This window comes from Shinella sp. G-2, assembly GCF_050172695.1.
Taxonomy (GTDB): Bacteria; Pseudomonadota; Alphaproteobacteria; order Rhizobiales; family Rhizobiaceae; genus Shinella.
This window is the reverse complement of sequence record NZ_JBBEYH010000004.1, coordinates 311,567-328,606: the sequence shown is the minus strand read 5'-3', so window position 1 is coordinate 328,606 and position 17,040 is coordinate 311,567. Positions and strand designations below refer to the sequence as shown.

Here is a 17,040-nt window from a genome sequence, read left to right as displayed (position 1 = left end):
ACAATAAATCAGGGCAGGCGTTAACCCTTCCGCCCGAAAGCCCGGGGCTTTGCGGGTCGCATGCTGGACCCTCCGCCTATGCGCCGCTATTAATAAAGCGTTAATCGAGAGCCGGGACGCCGGAAAGACAGGCCCGAACATGTCCGCAAAGCAGTATCCCTTCATCGACGTCGCCGTCCACGAGCGGGTGCGCCTGCCCTTTTCCCGGGGCGAGGCCGTCGTGCTGTTTTCGCGGGATATGGCGCGCGTGCTCTGGTCGAACGGCCGGGGCGCCGCCCTCTTCGGCCATGACAATATCTACGACTTTCTCGATGCCGGCCCGGACCGCGCCGACGTCGCCTTCCGCCAGCTGGCCGCCGCCGCGCGCCAGGTCACGGCGCCCGGCGAACGGCGCAATCTCATCATGCGCATCGGCAGCGGCTTTCGCAGCGTGCCGGTGAACGCCGCCGTCGAGGGTCTTGCCATTCGCCGCGGCGAAGAGGCGATCCTCTTCAGCGCGCCCGTTGCCACCGGGCAGAGCCAGCAGGACGCCGCGTCCGCCATGCTCGCCGGCTTCGACGATCCCGACACGCATATGGCGGTGCTCGACAGCGACGGCGCCGTGGTCGCGGCCTCGAACGGCTTCGACGGGTTGGCGATCAGCCCCGAAACCCGGCGCGCCCTCGCCGAGGCGGCCGGCCGCAGCAGCGAGCGGCTCGTCAAGCGCCCGATCGCCACCGGTCTCGGCTACCTGCCCGCCGCCATCGGCCATATTTCGAGCGAGCCGGCCCTCTACCTGCTGTTCGCCGTCGAAACCATTCTCGGCCATCTCGATCCGCATGAGGACGTGAAGCCCGCCTCCGTTGCCGAGGCGCCCACGGAGGCTGCACTCGTACCGCTGGCGGAGCCGGAAGCGAAAAACGAACCGGCCGCCGAGGCGGAGGACGCGCCTGCCGCCGGGATCGACGAACCGGCCATCGCGGAAGAACACGCCGCCGGCGAGGATGTCGTCGCGGACGAGACGCCATTGGAAGAACCTTCGGAGATCGTCAGCGCAGAGACCTTTGCCGGAGAGCCGGTCGAGACCGTTTCGGACCTGCCGGAAGCGCCGGCCGAACTGGAAGAGGTTGCCGCCGCCGAAGAGGCCGCACCTTCGCCCGAGTTGGCCTTGAGCGAAAGCCAGGCAGACGAAAGCCAGGCAGGCACGGACGAAACATCTGAAGAAAGCGAAGCCTCCGAAGAAAACGAGGGCAATTCCGGCTTCCTCTTCAACCGCCAGGGCCGGCCGATCCGCTTCGTGTGGAAGATCGACGCCGAGGGCCGGTTCAGCGAAATCTCCGAAGAGTTCGCCGCCGCCGTCGGCCCCGCGGCCGCCGCCATCTCCGGCGAAAAGTTCAGCGCTGTCGCCGCCCGCTTCGATCTCGACCCGGATGGCAAGATCGGCGATCTGCTCAGCCGGCGCGATACCTGGTCGGGCAAGACGATCCACTGGCCGGTCGAGGGCACGAACCTCGTCGTTCCGGTCGACCTCGCCGCCCTTCCGACCTATTCCCGCAACCGCGAATTCGACGGGTTCCGCGGCTTCGGCATCGTGCGCATCGCCGATGCGGCAACGGATCCGCACGCCCGGGGCCTGGCACTGGACGAGACGGCCGTCGCGAACGAAGAGCCCGACGCGCAAACCGCGCTGGTGGAAGAGACCTTCGCGGAGGAAACCGGCGCACTTCTCGAAAATGCCGAGGACGCGCTGAACGCACCCGCCGATGAAACTTTCGAGGCGGACGACGACGCGTCGGCGCAGCCGGACGATAGCACGGACGCGGCGCCCTCTTCCGAAGACGCCGCCGACCCGTCTGCGAGCGAGGACGCCGAGAGCGACGCCGCATCCAGCGAAGCGAAGGCGCTTCCGGCACCGGACGACGAACAGGACGCCTTCCGCGGCGAGCGCCCGGCGCTGCGCCTCGTCGAGACGCCCGCCCGGCGCCACTCGGACAAGGTCGTGCAACTCGAGACGCGCCGCAACCGCACGGGGCTCTTCGACGGGCTTTCCACGGGCGAGCAGGCCGCCTTCCGCGAGATCGCCCGCCAGCTCGGCGAGACCTTCGGCAAGCGCAAGCCCGAAGACCGCCCGCCGGGCGAGCCGCTCGAAACGCCCGATGCCGTAGCGGACGAGGCGAACCAGCCCGCGACCGAAGATACGGCCGTGGAAACGCCTGCCGCCAGCGAGGCAGAGACGGAAATGCCCGGCCTCGAAGTCGGCCCGCATGCCGACGATCTCCTGACCGACGAGCCCGCCGGCGAGCGCAACGCTTTCGCGCCCTCGCGCCGACAGATGGACTACGGCCTTACCGGCGCGGTGGTCGATGCGCTTCCGGTTGCCCTGCTCGTCCATGTCGGCGACCGCCTCATCCATGCCAATCCGGAATTCTTCCGCCTGACAGGCTATCGCAGCATCGAAGACCTCGAAGCCTCCGGCGGCCTCGATATCCTGCTCGCCGGCCCGGACGAGGATGCCGAAGACAGCGAAGGCACGATGGCGCTGCGCCATGCCGACGGCGAGAGCACCAGCGCCGTGCGCGCCCGGCTGCAATCGATCCGCTGGGAAGACGGCACCGCGCTGATGCTGGCGCTGACCCCCGCCCATGAGAAGCCGGCCCTGACCCTGGTCGAAACACCGGCCGTGGCACCGGCGGAAGCGGAAGACCGCACCGCCGACCAGGCGGCGATCTCGGCGCTGCGCATCGAAGTCAGCGAGCTGCGCTCCATCCTCGAAACGGCGACGGACGGTGTCGTGGTCGTCGGCCAGGATGGCGACATCCGCTCGATGAACCGCTCGGCGAGCGCCCTCTTCAACTATGACGAGGACGAGACGCGCGGCCGGCCCTTCGCCATGCTCTTCGCGCATGAAAGCCAGAAGGCGGTGCAGGATTATCTTGCCGGGCTTTCCGACCATGGCGTCGCAAGCGTGCTCAACGACGGGCGCGAGGTCATCGGCCGCGAGGCGGCCGGCGGCTTCATCCCGCTCTTCATGACCATGGGCCGCCTCTCCTCCTCCGCCGGCTACTGCGCCGTGATCCGCGACATCACCCAGTGGAAGCGCACCGAAGACGAGTTGCGCAACGCCAAGCGCGCGGCCGAGACGGCCAATGCCCACAAGAGCGATTTCCTCGCCCGCGTCAGCCACGAGATCCGCACGCCGCTCAATGCCATCATCGGCTTCTCCGACATGATGGCGACGGAACGCTTCGGGCCGATCGGCCATCCGCGCTACATCGAATATGCCAACGACATCGGCCGCTCCGGCCGGCATGTGCTCGATATCGTCAACGACCTGCTCGACATTTCCAAGATCGAAGCCGGCGAGATGGATCTCGAATTCACCGCCGTCGGTCTCAACGAGACGATCTCCGAGGCCGTCTCGCTGGTGCAGCCGCAGGCCAATGCCCAGCGCGTCATCATCCGCACCTCGCTCTCGGCCAATGTGCCGCAGATCGTCGCGGACCTGCGCTCGATCAAGCAGATCGCGCTCAACATCCTGTCGAACGCCATCCGCTTCACGCCCTCGGGCGGGCAGATCGTCGTCTCCACCGCCTATGAGGCGAATGGCAGCGTCGTGCTGCGCATCCGCGATACCGGCGTCGGCATGACGCGCAGCGAGCTGGAACAGGCGATGAAACCCTTCCGGCAGGTGACGACCGGCGCGCGCAAGCGCGGCGACGGCACCGGTCTCGGCCTGCCGCTCACCAAGGCGATGGTCGATGCCAACCGGGCGAACTTCGCGATCAGCTCCACGCCGAACGAGGGCACGCTGGTCGAGGTGATCTTTCCCTCGCCGCGCGTGTTGGCAGATTGAGCCGATTGGTCTAGACCGGGCCAAACGCCTTCCGGCGATCCCGTTTCCAGGGATTGCCGCATCGTCGAGGTAATGCCTTGCAGGTCCTTTCCGAAAGCGTGCCGGCGCGCGGCCGACGCCGTTCCGGCGCAGCCCGCCATCCGCTTCTCACCGCCTCCGCCGTGCTGGCGGCGGCGATCGTGCTGATGCCCGCCATCGCCATCATCGTCATCGCCGCGACGGGCGGCACGGACAACTGGCCGCATCTCCTCAGCAACGTCATTCCCCGCGCGACGCTGCGCACGCTGATCCTGCTCGCCGGCGTCGCCACGCTGACGGCGACCACCGGCGTCATCACTGCCTGGCTGGTGGCGAGCTGCGATTTTCCCGGGCGGCGCGTGCTCTCCGGCCTGCTCGTGCTGCCGCTCGCCATCCCCGCCTATCTCGGCGCCTATGCCTTCGCGGAATTCTTCTCCTTCACCGGACCGGTGCAGACGGGTCTGCGCGCCCTCCTCGGCTTCCAGACCAGCCGCGACTACTGGTTCCCCGAGGTGCGCACCACCGGCGGGGCCATGCTGGTGCTGTCCAGCGTGCTCTATCCCTATATCTACCTCGCCGCGCGCTCGATGTTCCTGATGCAGGGCCGCGCGGCGGCGGATGTGGCCCGCACGCTCGGCGCCGGGCCGCTGAAAGTGTTCGCGCGCATCCAGATCCCCATGGCGCGGCCGGCGATCATGGTGGGCCTGACGCTCGTCGCCATGGAGACGCTGAACGATATCGGCGCGGTCGAATATCTCGGCGTGCAGACGCTCACCTTCTCGATCTTCGACACCTGGCTCAACCGCGGCAGCCTTGCCGGCGCGGCGCAGATCGCCTGCGTCATGCTGGTCTTCGTCATCTGCCTGATGATGGTGGAGCGCGCCGCGCGCCGCCGGCAGCGCTTCGCCAGCCAGAAGACGACGGCCGCGGTGCACGATTCCGTGCGGCTTCGGCTCACGGGCTGGAAGAAGTGGGCGGCCAGCCTTGCCTGCCTGATGCCGCCGGTCATCGGCTTTGCCATTCCCGTCTTCGTGCTCGGCGGTTATGCGGCCCGGCGGCTGGAACAGTTCGCCTCGACGCGGCTCCTCTCGGCGCTCTGGCACAGCGTGCTCGTGTCCGGCTCGACGGCGGTGATCGCCGTGCTGCTCGCCTTCCTGCTCGCCTATGCGGCGCGCACCACCCGCTCGCGGCTGAACGGCGCCGCCGGGCGCTTCGCTTCCTTCGGCTATGGCGTGCCCGGCACGGTGCTGGCCATGGGCGTGCTGATCCCGCTCGCCAATTTCGACAACATGCTCGACGCGTTCCTGCGCGCGCAGTTCGGCATCTCGACCGGCCTGCTGCTTTCCGGCACCGGCTTTGCCATCATCTATGCCTGCACCGTGCGCTTCCTGACGATGGCGGAAGGCACGATCGATGCGGGCTTCCACAAGCTCTCGCCGCATCTCGACATGGCTGCCCGCACGCTGGGACGCACCAGCGGCCAGACGCTGTGGAGCGTGCTGCTGCCGATGATGCGGCCCGCGACGCTGACGGCGGCGCTTCTCGTCTTCATCGAGACCATGAAGGAACTGTCCGCGACGATCATGCTGCGGCCCTTCAACTTCAACACGCTGGCGACCCTCGTCTACGAGGATGCCTCGCGGGCGAAGGTGGAGGATGCCGGCGTGCCGGCCATCATCATCGTTGCGGTGGGGCTCATTCCCGTCTTCCTCGTCTCGCGCTCGCTCGACAAGGGCAATCGATAAAAAGAGGCGATATAGGGGGGCGGTAAAAAAGAGGGCGGCAAAAGCCGCCCCGATAGTTGAATGCTGTCCAACAAAAGCGAAGGAACGGCTTCATGCCATCGGGGTCGGGTGCGACCGGTACGCCCTTCATCGGGCGCGCTCAAGTTGGCACGACCTTGCGCCATTCCGGTTTAACAAATCCTTACCTGACCGGTTCCGGCACAAACCTTTCGTTCACAACTTCGTGCATTTGGTTAACATGGCCTGTCCGGCATCACCGGCGCGCCGTCACGATTTCAGCACGGCAAGATCGGTAAAGAGGTCCAGCGCTTCCGGATTGGCAAGCGCGTCCCTGTTCTTGACCGGGCGGCCGTGCACGACGTCGCGCACGGCAAGCTCGACGATCTTGCCGGATTTGGTGCGCGGGATATCGGCGACCGCAACGATCTTCGCCGGCACATGGCGCGGCGACGCGCCCGTGCGGATCTTCGTCCGGATCGTCTTTTCCAGCGCCTCGTCCAGCACCATGCCGGGCGCAAGGCGCACGAAGAGCACGACACGCACGTCATTGTCCCAGTTCTGGCCGATGCAGAGGGCTTCGACGACCGCGTCCAGCTGTTCGACCTGATTGTAGATTTCCGCCGTGCCGATGCGCACCCCGCCGGGGTTCAGCGTCGCATCCGACCGGCCATGGATGACGATGCCGTCATGGCTGGTCCATTCGGCGAAGTCGCCATGACACCAGATATTGTCGAAACGCTCGAAATAGGTGGCGCGATATTTGGCGCCCTCGGGGTCGTTCCAGAACATGACCGGCATGAAGGGGAAGGCCTTCGTGCAGACCAGCTCACCCTTTTCACCGCGCACCGGACGGCCGTCCTCGTCCCAGACATCCATGGCAAGGCCGAGGCCCGGCCCCTGGATTTCGCCGCGCCAGACGGGCTTCAGCGGAATGCCGAGCACGAAGCAGGACACGATATCCGTGCCGCCCGATATGGAGGCAAGCTGCACGTCCGGCTTGATGTCGTCATAGACGAAGGAAAAACCCTCCGGCGAGAGCGGCGAGCCGGTGGAGGTGAGAAGCCGCAGGCTTGAAAGATCATGCGTCCTGCGCGGCGTGAAACCGCCCTTGCGCACCGCGTCGATGTATTTGGCCGAGGTGCCGAAGACGGCGAACCGTTCCGCCTGGGCATAGTCGAACAGCACATTGCCGTCCGGATGGAAGGGCGAACCGTCGAAGAGACAGAGCGTCGCGCCGACCGCCAGGCCCGAGACCAGCCAGTTCCACATCATCCAGCCGCAGGTGGTAAAGTAGAACAGCCGGTCCCCCGCAACGAGGCCGCAATGCAGATGCTGCTCCTTCAGGTGCTGCAACAGCGTGCCGCCGGCCGAATGCACGATGCATTTCGGCGCGCCCGTCGTGCCCGAGGAGAACAGGATGTAGAGGGGATGGCGGAAGGGAAGCCTGACGAAGGTGAGCGGCTTTTCCCCATAGGGCGCGATGAAGGCGTCGAAGATACGCCCGTCCGGCAACGCCGCCGCCAGCGCCTCGGCATCCCCGGCATAGTGTACGACGAGAACCGGCACGCCGAGCTTTCCGGCGACGGCCTTCACCTTGTCCGAAACGTCCTGCAATTTGCCGGCATACCAGTAGGCGTCGCAGGCGATGAAGAGCTTCGGCTCGATCTGGCCGAAGCGGTCGAACACGCCCTGATCGCCGAAATCGGGCGAACAGCAGGACCAGATCGCGCCAAGCGAGGTGGCGGCCAGCATGCAGGCAATGGTCTCCGGCATGTTCGGCATCATCGCGGCGACGCGGTCGCCCTCCTGAATGCCCATGGCGGCAAAGGCCTGCTGGAGCCTGGAGACGCGGGCGCGCAGGTCGTCCCATGACCAGCGATAGGCCACCTTGTCCTCACCGCGGAAGATCACCGCATCATCGGGGCCAGTCCTTCGCAGCAGATTTTCCGCAAAGTTCAGCCGCCCTTCGGGAAAGAAACGCGCCTCCAGCATGCGTTCGCCGTTTTCCAGCGCCGTTGCGCCCTTTTCGCCGATCACGCCGCACGTGTCCCAGATCGCGGTCCAGAATGCCGCGCGCTCCGCCACCGACCAGGCATGGAGATCGTCATAGGTCTTGAAATCGCGCCCGGCCCTCACGCCGGCGGCTCTCATGAAGAGCGCCATCGGGCTCTTTTCCAGGATTTCGGCCGAAGGTTCCCACAAGGGCATTTCCGACGTCATGCTGTCCTCCCCTCCTTGGCATTCCCACTCTATGTTGCGTCGCAATATACACCGCCGAATGCCGGATCGCGCCGTCGCCGGACGAAATTCCGCCATGGCGGCATTTGATTTCTTCCGCATGAGCGCCTATCCCCGTTTCGCTTGAGATATTACGCTCCCGGCAGAGGACCGCGCCCCTGATGACCCTGTCCCGTTTCCTCCGATCGAAGCTGCTGGTGCGGGCAATCCTCGGCGTTCTCATCGTCGTTGCGGCCGTGCGGATCGCCTTCCCCTTCCTGGTGCAGACGGAGACGGTAGCACGCGGCGTCGAGCAGACACTGGAAAACTGGACGGGCGCCGAGGTGCATGTCGGCAGGCAGGCGCAGTTCGCCTTCTGGCCCTATCCGCGCGTGACGCTCGGCAATGTGCGCATCACCAGCGGAGGGGAAGGCAGCCTGCTTGGCTCCGCCGAGGCCATTTCGGCAACCTTCGACCTGCTCGGCGCGGTACGCGGCCAACCGGCCTTCAGCGATTTCGAGCTGGTCCGGCCGGCGATCCATGTCGGCTGGGATGCCAAGGGCGTGTTCAACTGGCGGCACAGCGGCTGGATGATGCAGGCCATCGACGCCACCGCCTCGGCCCCTTCGGGCGAAGCCGCCGATCTTCCCGACGAGCGCATCGGCTCGATCTCCATCCATGACGGCGTGCTCGATATCGCGCGCGCCGACGGCGGCCCCTATCGCATCACGGATATCAACGGCGCCATCACCTGGCCGGCGCTGCGCCGGCGGCTCGAGCTTTCGCTTTCCGCTGTCGTCAATGGCGAGATGACCCGCTGGTCCTTTGCCAGCGACCAGCCGCTCGCTTTGCTTGCCGGGCGCGACGCGGCCGTGCGCACCAACCTTTCGGCCGATCCGACCACGGTCAATTTCGACGGCACGGCCAATCTCTCGGGCAACGGCTTCATTTCCGGTGCACTGCAACTGGCGACGCCCTCCCTTGGCCGGCTGCTCGCCTGGCAGGGCAAGGATATCCCGGCGGTCGGCACCGTCGGCCAGCTCAGCGTCGAGGCGAACATAGCGACCTCGGGCTATGCGGCCAAGCTCGAGAACGTCAAGCTGACGCTCGACAACGCCCAGGCCACCGGCGTGCTCGATCTCGCCATGCCGCCCGAAGGCGTGCCGCAGGTCGGCGGAACCCTCGCCTTCGACCGCATCGATCTGCGCGCCTTTCTCACGGCCTTCTCGCCGCTGCCCGACGCCGACCAGAATGCGCCGACCATCGACACGGCCTTCATCCACCAGTTCGGCGTTGACCTGCGCCTGTCCGCCAAGACCGCGGATTTCTCGCCCTTCTCGCTGCAGAACCTTGCCGCCGGCATGCGTATCGAGAACGGCCGCGCCTCCTTCGATATCGGCGACAGCACCTTCCTCGACGGGCGCATGACCGGACGTATCGCCCTTGCCGAAAACGGTTTTCGCGGCGGCGGGCAGTTCCAGATGTCGCTGAGCAATGTCGACATGGGCGCGATCGTCGGCACGCTCGGCCTGCCTGGCCCGCTACCGACCGGCACCGGCTCGGCCGATTTCGAGCTGTCGACGGACCGCCCGCTCTGGGCGACGACGGTATCCGACATGTCCGGAAAATTCCGGCTGCGCCTGGGCAATGGCACGCTCACCCATTTCGACCGCGCGGCCTTCGAGGAGCGCGCGGCGCGCAATGCCTTCTTCAACATCAAGGAAACGGCCGGCGGCACCTTCGACTTCACGCGCGCCGACGTCGAGGCCCGGCTGGACCGGGGCCTTGCGGAACTCACCAAGGCGGAAATCGAAAGCGCGGACAAGCTGCTGACGCTTTCGGGCATGATCCCCTATCGCACGGGCAGCGTGGCGCTGGCCGGCACGCTGGCGGATCGCCCGCAGGCGGGGGCGACGGCCGTCAAGCCGGCCATCAGCTTCTTCGTCGGCGGCTCCTGGCCCGATCCGGTGATCTCGCCGATCTCCATCCTGACGGGGCAGCAGCCCCGTCAGTAGGGCTTTTCGCGCGCCTCAGCGGCCGGCGAAGGCCGCCTGTTCGTCACGCACGCGCTGCACCTCGCGCCGCTTCGTCATGACGGAGGCGATGACGACGCCGATGGCGACGAGACCGATGAGCAGCGTGCAGGCCGCGTTGATTTCCGGCGTCACGCCGAGACGCACCTGGCTGTAGATCTTCATTGGCAGGGTCGTCGCACCCGGGCCGGAGGTGAAGCTTGCGATGACGAGGTCGTCGAGCGAGAGCGTCAATGCCAGCATCCAGCCCGAGAGCACCGCCGGCGCGATGACCGGCAGCGTCACCTCGAAGAAGGTCCTGACCGGGGTCGCCCCGAGATCCAGCGCCGCCTCTTCGATCGAACGGTCGAAGGACATGAGGCGTGACTGCACCACGACGGTGACGAAGCACATGGAGAAGGTGATGTGCGCGAGCGTCACCGTCCAGAAGCCGCGGTCGAAGCCGATGGCGACGAAGAGCAGCAGCAGCGAGAGGCCGGTGATGACCTCCGGCATGACGAGCGGCGCATAGACCATGCCGGAAAACAGCAGCCGGCCGCGGAAGCGCGTGTAGCGCGTCAGCGCCAGCGCCGCCATGGTGCCGAGCACGGTGGCCACGGAGGCCGCCAGCAGCGCCACGCGGACCGTCACCCAGGCCGCATCCATCAGCCCCTGGTTATGGAACAGCGCGACATACCATTTCGTCGAAAAGCCGGCCCAGACCGTCACGAGCTTGGACTCGTTGAAGGAGAAGACGACCAGAAGCACGATCGGCAGATAGAGGAAGGAAAAGCCGAGGACGACCGAGGTGATGTTGAAACGGGACCAGGTGTTCATGGGCTTACCTCCCCTGCTCTTCGGCCTTGGCCTGCGCATTCTGGAAGAACACGATGGGCACGACCAGGATGAGGAGCAGGATGGTGGCGACGGCAGCCGAAACCGGCCAGTCGCGGTTCGCGTTGAATTCGTTCCACAGCGTCTTGCCGATCATCAGCGTCTGCGACCCGCCGAGCAGGTCGGGGATGACGAATTCGCCGACGGCCGGGATGAAGACGAGCATGCAGCCCGCCACGATGCCCGGAATGGAGAGCGGGAACGTCACCTTCCAGAAGGCGGTGATCTGCGGGCAGCCGAGATCCTGCGCCGCCTCGATCAGCGTGTTGTCCATCTTCTCCAGCGCGGAGTAGAGCGGCAGCACCATGAAGGGCAGGTACGAATAGACGATGCCGATATAGATCGCCCAGTTGGTGTTCATGATGATCAGCGGCTGGTCGATGAGGCCGGTGCCGATGAGGAACTGGTTGAGCAGGCCTTCCGGCTTCAGGATGGCGATCCAGGCATAGACGCGGATGAGGAAGCTCGTCCAGAACGGCAGGATGACCAGCATCAGCAGCGTAGGCCGCAGGGTGCGCGGCGCCTGCGCCATGCCATAGGCGATGGGATAGCCGATCAGCAGCGTGATGAAGGTCGAGACGCCGGCGATCCAGAGGCTCGACAGATAGGCGTTGAAATAGAGCGCGTCTTCCGTGAGCCAGACGAAATTGTCGAAGCTCAGCTGGCCGATCTTGCCGAAGAGGCCCGAAAGACCGTCCGCCAGCGCGAAGACCGGCTCATAGGGCGGCTGGGCAATCGCGGTGGTGGACAGCGAGATGCGGAAGACGATGAAGAACGGGACGAGGAAGAAGAACAGCAGCCAGGCATAGGGAATGATGATGACAAGGCGGCTGAAGATGGCGGAGCCGAGCTTGTTCATCGGTCAATCCTTCAGCACGACGCCGGCCGTTTCGCCGAAGGAGACCCAGACCTTCTCGTCATAGGCGATGGGGTTTTCCACCTCGCGCTGGGCATTCAGCATGGAGGCCTTCACCACCTTGCCGCTGTCGAGCTTGACGTAGAAGACGGTCATGTCGCCGAGATAGCCGATATCCCAGATTTCGCCCTGCGCCGCATTGACGGAGGCGTCGGCCGGGGCCGCGCGGCTGACCTTGAGCTTTTCCGGCCGAACGGCAAAGCCGGCGGCGCTGCCCATCGCCGGCGCGTCGGCGGCCGCCGTGCGGACGGTGAAGCCCTCGTTGACGGCCAGTTCGATCTTGCCGTTGCCGCTCGCCGAGACCTTGCCGTCGAGAATGTTCACGTCGCCGATGAAGTCGGCCACGAAGCGGGAGTTCGGCGCCTCGTAGATTTCCGCCGGGGTCGCGACCTGGATGACCTTGCCGTGGCTCATGACCGCGATGCGGTCCGCCATGGTCATCGCCTCTTCCTGGTCGTGCGTGACGACGACGAAGGTCAGGCCGAGTTCCTGCTGCAGGTCCATCAGTTCGAACTGGGTTTCCTCGCGCAGCTTCTTGTCGAGTGCGCCGAGCGGCTCGTCGAGCAGCAGCACCTTCGGGCGCTTGGCGAGCGAGCGGGCGAGCGCCACGCGCTGGCGCTGGCCGCCGGAAAGCTGGTGCGGCTTGCGCTTGGAGAACTTTTCGAGCTTCACCAGCTTCAGCATCTGGGCGACGCGCTCGGCGATCTCGCTTTTCGGCATGCCGTCCTGGCGCAGACCGAAGCCGATATTGCTCTCCACCGTCATGTGCGGGAACAGCGCGTAGGACTGGAACATCATGTTGACCGGCCGCTTGTAGGGCGGGATGCCGGCGATGTCCTGGCCGTCGAGGATGATTTCCCCCGAGGTCGGTCGCTCGAAGCCGGCGAGCATGCGCAGCAGCGTGGACTTGCCGCAGCCGGACGCCCCCAAAAGGGCGAAGAATTCGCGGTGGTAGATGTTGAGCGTGAGATCGTCGACGGCGGTGAAATCACCGAACCGCTTCGTGACATTGCGGAACGTGATGAATGGCTTTGCGTCCGGATCCGTCCACGGCGCAAAGGAGCGACGGATATTGCCGAGAGATTTCATTGCCTGTCCCCATCTCTTTTTCTTGGCAGTCAAAATGAAATTGCCCGGAAGAGGCTTCCGGGCAATTCCTGGTGGACCGGTTATTGACCGGTCACGATCTTGGTCCAGGTGCGCGTGAACAGGCGCTGCGTCTTGGCGTCCAGCGTCGTGTTGGTGAAGAGCTTCTTCAGGGTCTCCTCATCCGGATAGATCGTCGTATCCTTGATGATCTCTTCCGGCAGCAGCGCCTGCGAAGCCTTGTTGCCGTTGGCATAGTGAATGTAGGTCGATGCCTTGGCGATCACTTCCGGGCGCATGATGTAGTCGAGGAAGGCATGCGCCTCTTCGACATGCGGCGCATCGGCCGGGATCGCCATCTGGTCGAACCACATCTGCGTGCCTTCCTTCGGGATGGCATAGCCGACTTCGACGCCGTTATTGGCCTCTTCCGCGCGGTCGCGGCCCTGGAAGATATCGCCCGACCAGCCGATGGCGATGCAGATGTCGCCGTTGGCAAGACCGTTGATGAATTCCGACGAGTGGAACTTGCGCACGAACGGGCGCACCTTCATCAGCGCTTCCTCGGCCTTGGCAACGTCGGCCGGGTCATGGCTGTCGGGGTTGAGGCCGAGATAGGCCAGCACGACCGGAATGATGTCGGTCGGCGAATCCAGCATGTTGATGCCGCAATCCTTGAGCTTCTCGGCATTCGCCGGGTCGAGGATGGCGCTCCAGCTGTCGATCTGGTCCGTACCGAGGGCTTCCTTGATCTTGGCCTTGTTATAGCCGATGCCGATCGTGCCCCACATGTAGTTGATGGAATATTCGTTGCCCGGATCGAAGGGCTCCATGCGGGTGGCGACCATGTCCCACATGTTCTTGAGGTTCGGCAGCTTCGACTTGTCGAGCTTCTGGTAGACGCCCGCCGAGATCTGGCGCTGGAGGAAGGTGTTGGTGGGCACGACGACGTCGTAGCCGGTGCCGCCGGCGAGCAGCTTCGTTTCCAGGATCTCGTTGGAATCGTAGACGTCATAGACGACCTTGATGCCGGTTTCCTTGGTGAAATCGTCGATGATCGATGAGTCGATATAGTCCGACCAGTTGTAGACGTTTACGACTTTTTCCTGGGCGAACGCACCGCCGGCGGAAAGAAGCGCGGCAAAGGCGGCAGTCGCCAAAAGACTACGTCTTATCATTGATTTATCTCCCAGTTTTCTTTTCCGGACCTATGAGTTCGTATGAACAACGCCGCCGATTATGGTTGTTTTTCAAGAGGCGACAAGCGGCATTCTACGCAAACACAGGACGATTTTTGTATCACATTGTTCCCATTCCTATCATATTTGAAGCCGCATCTTCGACGGAAAGCAAGCGAAATTTACTGGAAGTCGAAAAGGCTGAGCCCTGCCACCATTTCGTCGAGGCCGAGCGGACGGGTGACGGGCGGTTCGGCGCGGGCAAGACAACCCTGCCGTTCGCAAAGCCGGCAGGCCGTGCCGACGGCGACAGCCCCCTCCCGCCGCACCGCCTCGCCATAGACCGTCTCCTCCGCCTGGGCGGCGTCGCAGCCGAGCAGCAGCGCGGTCCGGCGCACCCGCTCGGCGAAGATGCCCTGCGGGCCTTCCAGCGTGCGGGAGATCGTCAGGAAGGCCGTGCCGTCGGGCATTTCCACCCGGTCGACCAGCACCTGCCCCGGCTGGGAAAAGGCGGAATGCACGCCGAGCTTGGGACAGCTTCCGCCGAAGCGCGCCTGCGGAAAGCCCTGCGCGCCCGCCCGGCGGAAGCGGTTGCCGGCATTGTCGATTTCCAGCATGAAGAAGGGCACGCCCGCCTTGCCGGGACGCTGCAGCATGGTCAGCCGGTTCGCCGCCTGCTCGAAGGAGACGGCAAAGCGCGAGCGCAGCACGTCGATATCGTAGCGCGCGCGCTGCGCCGCCGCATGGAAGGCCTCGTAGGGCATCATCAGCGCATGGGCCGCGTAACGCGCCAGCTCGAAGCGGGCGATGCGCTTGGCCTCGGCCGTCGAGAAGGCGAGCAGGTCGAGTTCGGCGAAGATCTCGTCCTGAAGCGCAAGCTGCACCGTCTCCATGGCGATCTCGCGCAACTGGTCGAAGGGCGACAGGCGCTCCGACAGGAAGAGGCGCATGGAATGCCGGTCGAAGCGGCGGCGCAGGTTCGGCATGGTATGCACGGGCAGCAGGCGCACGACGACACCGTGCTCCTTGCGCAGCCAGCCCTTCAACGCGGCGGCCAGTTCGTCGCCCGGCGCCAGCGCCGCATGGAAGCGCTCGGCCGCCTCGTCGATGGCGCCGAAATAGTTGGCGCGGTTCTCCAGCTTGTCGCGCACCTCGTCCATCGGCAGCAGCGCGCCGGAAAGCGTCGTCGCATGGCCCTCGCGGGCAAGCAGGTCGGCAAGGTCGGTGAGGCGCGCGGCCTGTTCCCGGTAGGCGCGGTAGAGCTTGACGATGCCGCTCGCGACATTCGGCGCGGCATCGGCGATTTCCACCAGCTCATGGTCGCCCGGCAATTCGCCTGACAGCAGCGGATCGGCAAAGACCTCGCGCAGCTGACGCGCATTGTCGGCGCTTTCGCCCTGAAGCTCGTCGAGGTCCACCTTGTAGACGGAGGCGAGCCGCAGGAGGAGCTGCACCGTCAGCGGCCGCTGGTTGCGCTCGATGAGGTTGAGATAGGACGGCGAGATCGACAGGCCCTCGGCCATCGCCGTCTGGGTCAGCCCCAGCGTGTTGCGGATACGCCGGACCTTGGGGCCGGCAAAGATCTTGTTCTCCGCCATATGTCAAATCCTTTACACGACGGGCGCGTCAGTCAATTTTACAATTTTTACTTTTTTACAGAGCGATCCTGTCAAAGACAAGACATCATTACCCGATTATCCCTCTGATTTTCCGGTTTTCTCTCGCCCTGTTGTGCGCTGCGATGTAAATACTGTCACATGACATCGGGGCAACAGACAGCCCATCCCCGATCCCGAGACACCGCATTGGAGGATATTATGACCGACTTTTACAACCTTGTTCCGAGCGCACCCAAGGGCCGGTTCGACGGTATCGAGCGCCCCTATACGGCCGAGACGGTCGAGAAGCTGCGCGGCTCGGTCCAGATCCGGCACACGCTGGCCGAAAACGGTGCGAACCGTCTGTGGAAGCTCATCCACGAGGAAGACTTCGTCAACGCACTCGGCGCGCTCTCGGGCAACCAGGCCATGCAGATGGTCCGTGCCGGCCTGAAGGCGATCTATCTCTCCGGCTGGCAGGTCGCCGCCGACGCCAACACCGCCTCGGCCATGTATCCCGACCAGTCGCTTTACCCGGCGAACGCCGCGCCGGAACTGGCCAAGCGTATCAACCGCACGCTCCAGCGCGCGGACCAGATCGAGACCGCGGAAGGCAACGGCCTTTCGGTCGATACCTGGTTCGCCCCGATCGTCGCCGACGCGGAAGCCGGCTTCGGCGGCCCGCTCAACGCCTTCGAGATCATGAAGGCCTTCATCGAGGCAGGCGCCGCAGGCGTTCACTTCGAGGACCAGCTCGCTTCGGAAAAGAAGTGCGGCCATCTCGGCGGCAAGGTCCTGATCCCGACCGCGGCCCATATCCGCAACCTCAACGCCGCGCGCCTCGCCGCCGACGTCATGGGTGTCCCGACCCTCATCGTCGCCCGCACCGACGCCGAGGCCGCCAAGCTGCTGACCTCCGATATCGACGAGCGCGACCAGCCCTTCGTCGACAAGGACCGGGGCCGCACGGTCGAAGGCTTCTACCAGGTCAAGAACGGCATCGAGCCGTGCATCGCCCGCGCCATCGCCTATGCGCCGCATTGCGACCTGATCTGGATGGAAACCGGCAAGCCGGACCTCGAACAGGCCCGCAAGTTCGCCGAGGCGGTACACAAGGCCCATCCGGGCAAGCTGCTCGCCTACAATTGCTCGCCCTCGTTCAACTGGAAGAAGAACCTGGACGACGCGACCATCGCCAAGTTCCAGCGCGAGCTGGGTGCGATGGGCTACAAGTTCCAGTTCATCACGCTCGCCGGCTTCCACCAGCTGAACTTCGGCATGTTCGAACTGGCCCGCGGCTACAAGGACCGCCAGATGGCCGCCTATTCGGAGCTGCAGGAGGCGGAATTCGCCGCCGAGGTCAACGGCTACACCGCGACCAAGCACCAGCGCGAAGTCGGCACCGGCTATTTCGACGCCGTCTCCATGGCCATCACCGGCGGCCAGTCGTCGACCACCGCCATGCATGAATCGACCGAGCACGAGCAGTTCCGCCCGGCCGCCGAATAACCCTGAACGTCAACCTTTCAAGAACCCCGACATAA

General features: G+C 65.1%; 10 protein-coding genes. 4 read left to right on the top strand and 6 right to left on the bottom strand.

Annotated elements, in window-relative coordinates; translation table 11 throughout:
- Positions 1 to 139 precede the first annotated feature (139 nt).
- Positions 140 to 3,832 carry an ATP-binding protein gene (locus V8U06_RS10610; RefSeq protein WP_427140588.1) on the top strand — a complete coding sequence of 1,231 codons (3,693 nt, stop codon included), beginning with the start codon at positions 140 to 142 and terminating at the stop codon, positions 3,830 to 3,832.
- 185 nt (positions 3,833 to 4,017) lie between these two features.
- On the top strand, positions 4,018 to 5,595 hold the full coding sequence (locus tag V8U06_RS10605; RefSeq protein WP_427140616.1) for an ABC transporter permease: 1,578 nt from the start codon (positions 4,018 to 4,020) through the stop codon (positions 5,593 to 5,595).
- A gap of 267 nt (positions 5,596 to 5,862) precedes the next feature.
- On the opposite strand, the gene V8U06_RS10600 is transcribed toward V8U06_RS10605, so the two are convergent.
- A complete protein-coding gene (locus V8U06_RS10600) occupies positions 5,863 to 7,815 on the bottom strand; it encodes an acetoacetate--CoA ligase (RefSeq protein ID WP_427140587.1) in 1,953 nt (650 codons plus the stop codon).
- 179 nt (positions 7,816 to 7,994) lie between these two features.
- Here V8U06_RS10600 and V8U06_RS10595 point away from each other — a divergent pair, with 179 nt between their 5' ends.
- Entirely contained in the window at positions 7,995 to 9,827 is a 1,833-nt protein-coding gene (locus V8U06_RS10595; protein ID WP_427140586.1) for an AsmA family protein, read from the top strand.
- Between the two features lie 15 nt (positions 9,828 to 9,842).
- Here the strand turns inward: V8U06_RS10595 and V8U06_RS10590 are convergent, their stop codons facing one another.
- From V8U06_RS10590 to V8U06_RS10570, 5 genes are all read right to left on the bottom strand, one after another.
- Positions 9,843 to 10,661 carry an ABC transporter permease gene (locus tag V8U06_RS10590; protein WP_226920370.1) on the bottom strand — a complete coding sequence of 273 codons (819 nt, stop codon included), beginning with the start codon at positions 10,659 to 10,661 and terminating at the stop codon, positions 9,843 to 9,845.
- Positions 10,662 to 10,665: 4 nt separating this feature from the next.
- On the bottom strand, positions 10,666 to 11,577 hold the full coding sequence (locus V8U06_RS10585; RefSeq protein WP_427140585.1) for an ABC transporter permease subunit: 912 nt from the start codon (positions 11,575 to 11,577) through the stop codon (positions 10,666 to 10,668).
- 3 nt (positions 11,578 to 11,580) lie between these two features.
- Positions 11,581 to 12,723: an ABC transporter ATP-binding protein gene (locus V8U06_RS10580; protein ID WP_427140584.1), complete on the bottom strand. Its 1,143-nt coding sequence runs from the start codon at positions 12,721 to 12,723 to the stop codon at positions 11,581 to 11,583.
- A gap of 80 nt (positions 12,724 to 12,803) precedes the next feature.
- Complete coding sequence (locus V8U06_RS10575) at positions 12,804 to 13,898, bottom strand: polyamine ABC transporter substrate-binding protein (protein WP_427140583.1); 1,095 nt, start codon at positions 13,896 to 13,898, stop codon at positions 12,804 to 12,806.
- Between the two features lie 182 nt (positions 13,899 to 14,080).
- Complete coding sequence (locus tag V8U06_RS10570; protein WP_427140582.1) at positions 14,081 to 15,496, bottom strand: helix-turn-helix domain-containing protein; 1,416 nt, start codon at positions 15,494 to 15,496, stop codon at positions 14,081 to 14,083.
- 219 nt (positions 15,497 to 15,715) lie between these two features.
- On the opposite strand from V8U06_RS10570, the gene aceA reads away from it, so the two are divergent.
- Positions 15,716 to 17,005: an isocitrate lyase gene (gene aceA, locus V8U06_RS10565; protein ID WP_427140581.1), complete on the top strand. Its 1,290-nt coding sequence runs from the start codon at positions 15,716 to 15,718 to the stop codon at positions 17,003 to 17,005.
- Positions 17,006 to 17,040 lie beyond the last annotated feature (35 nt).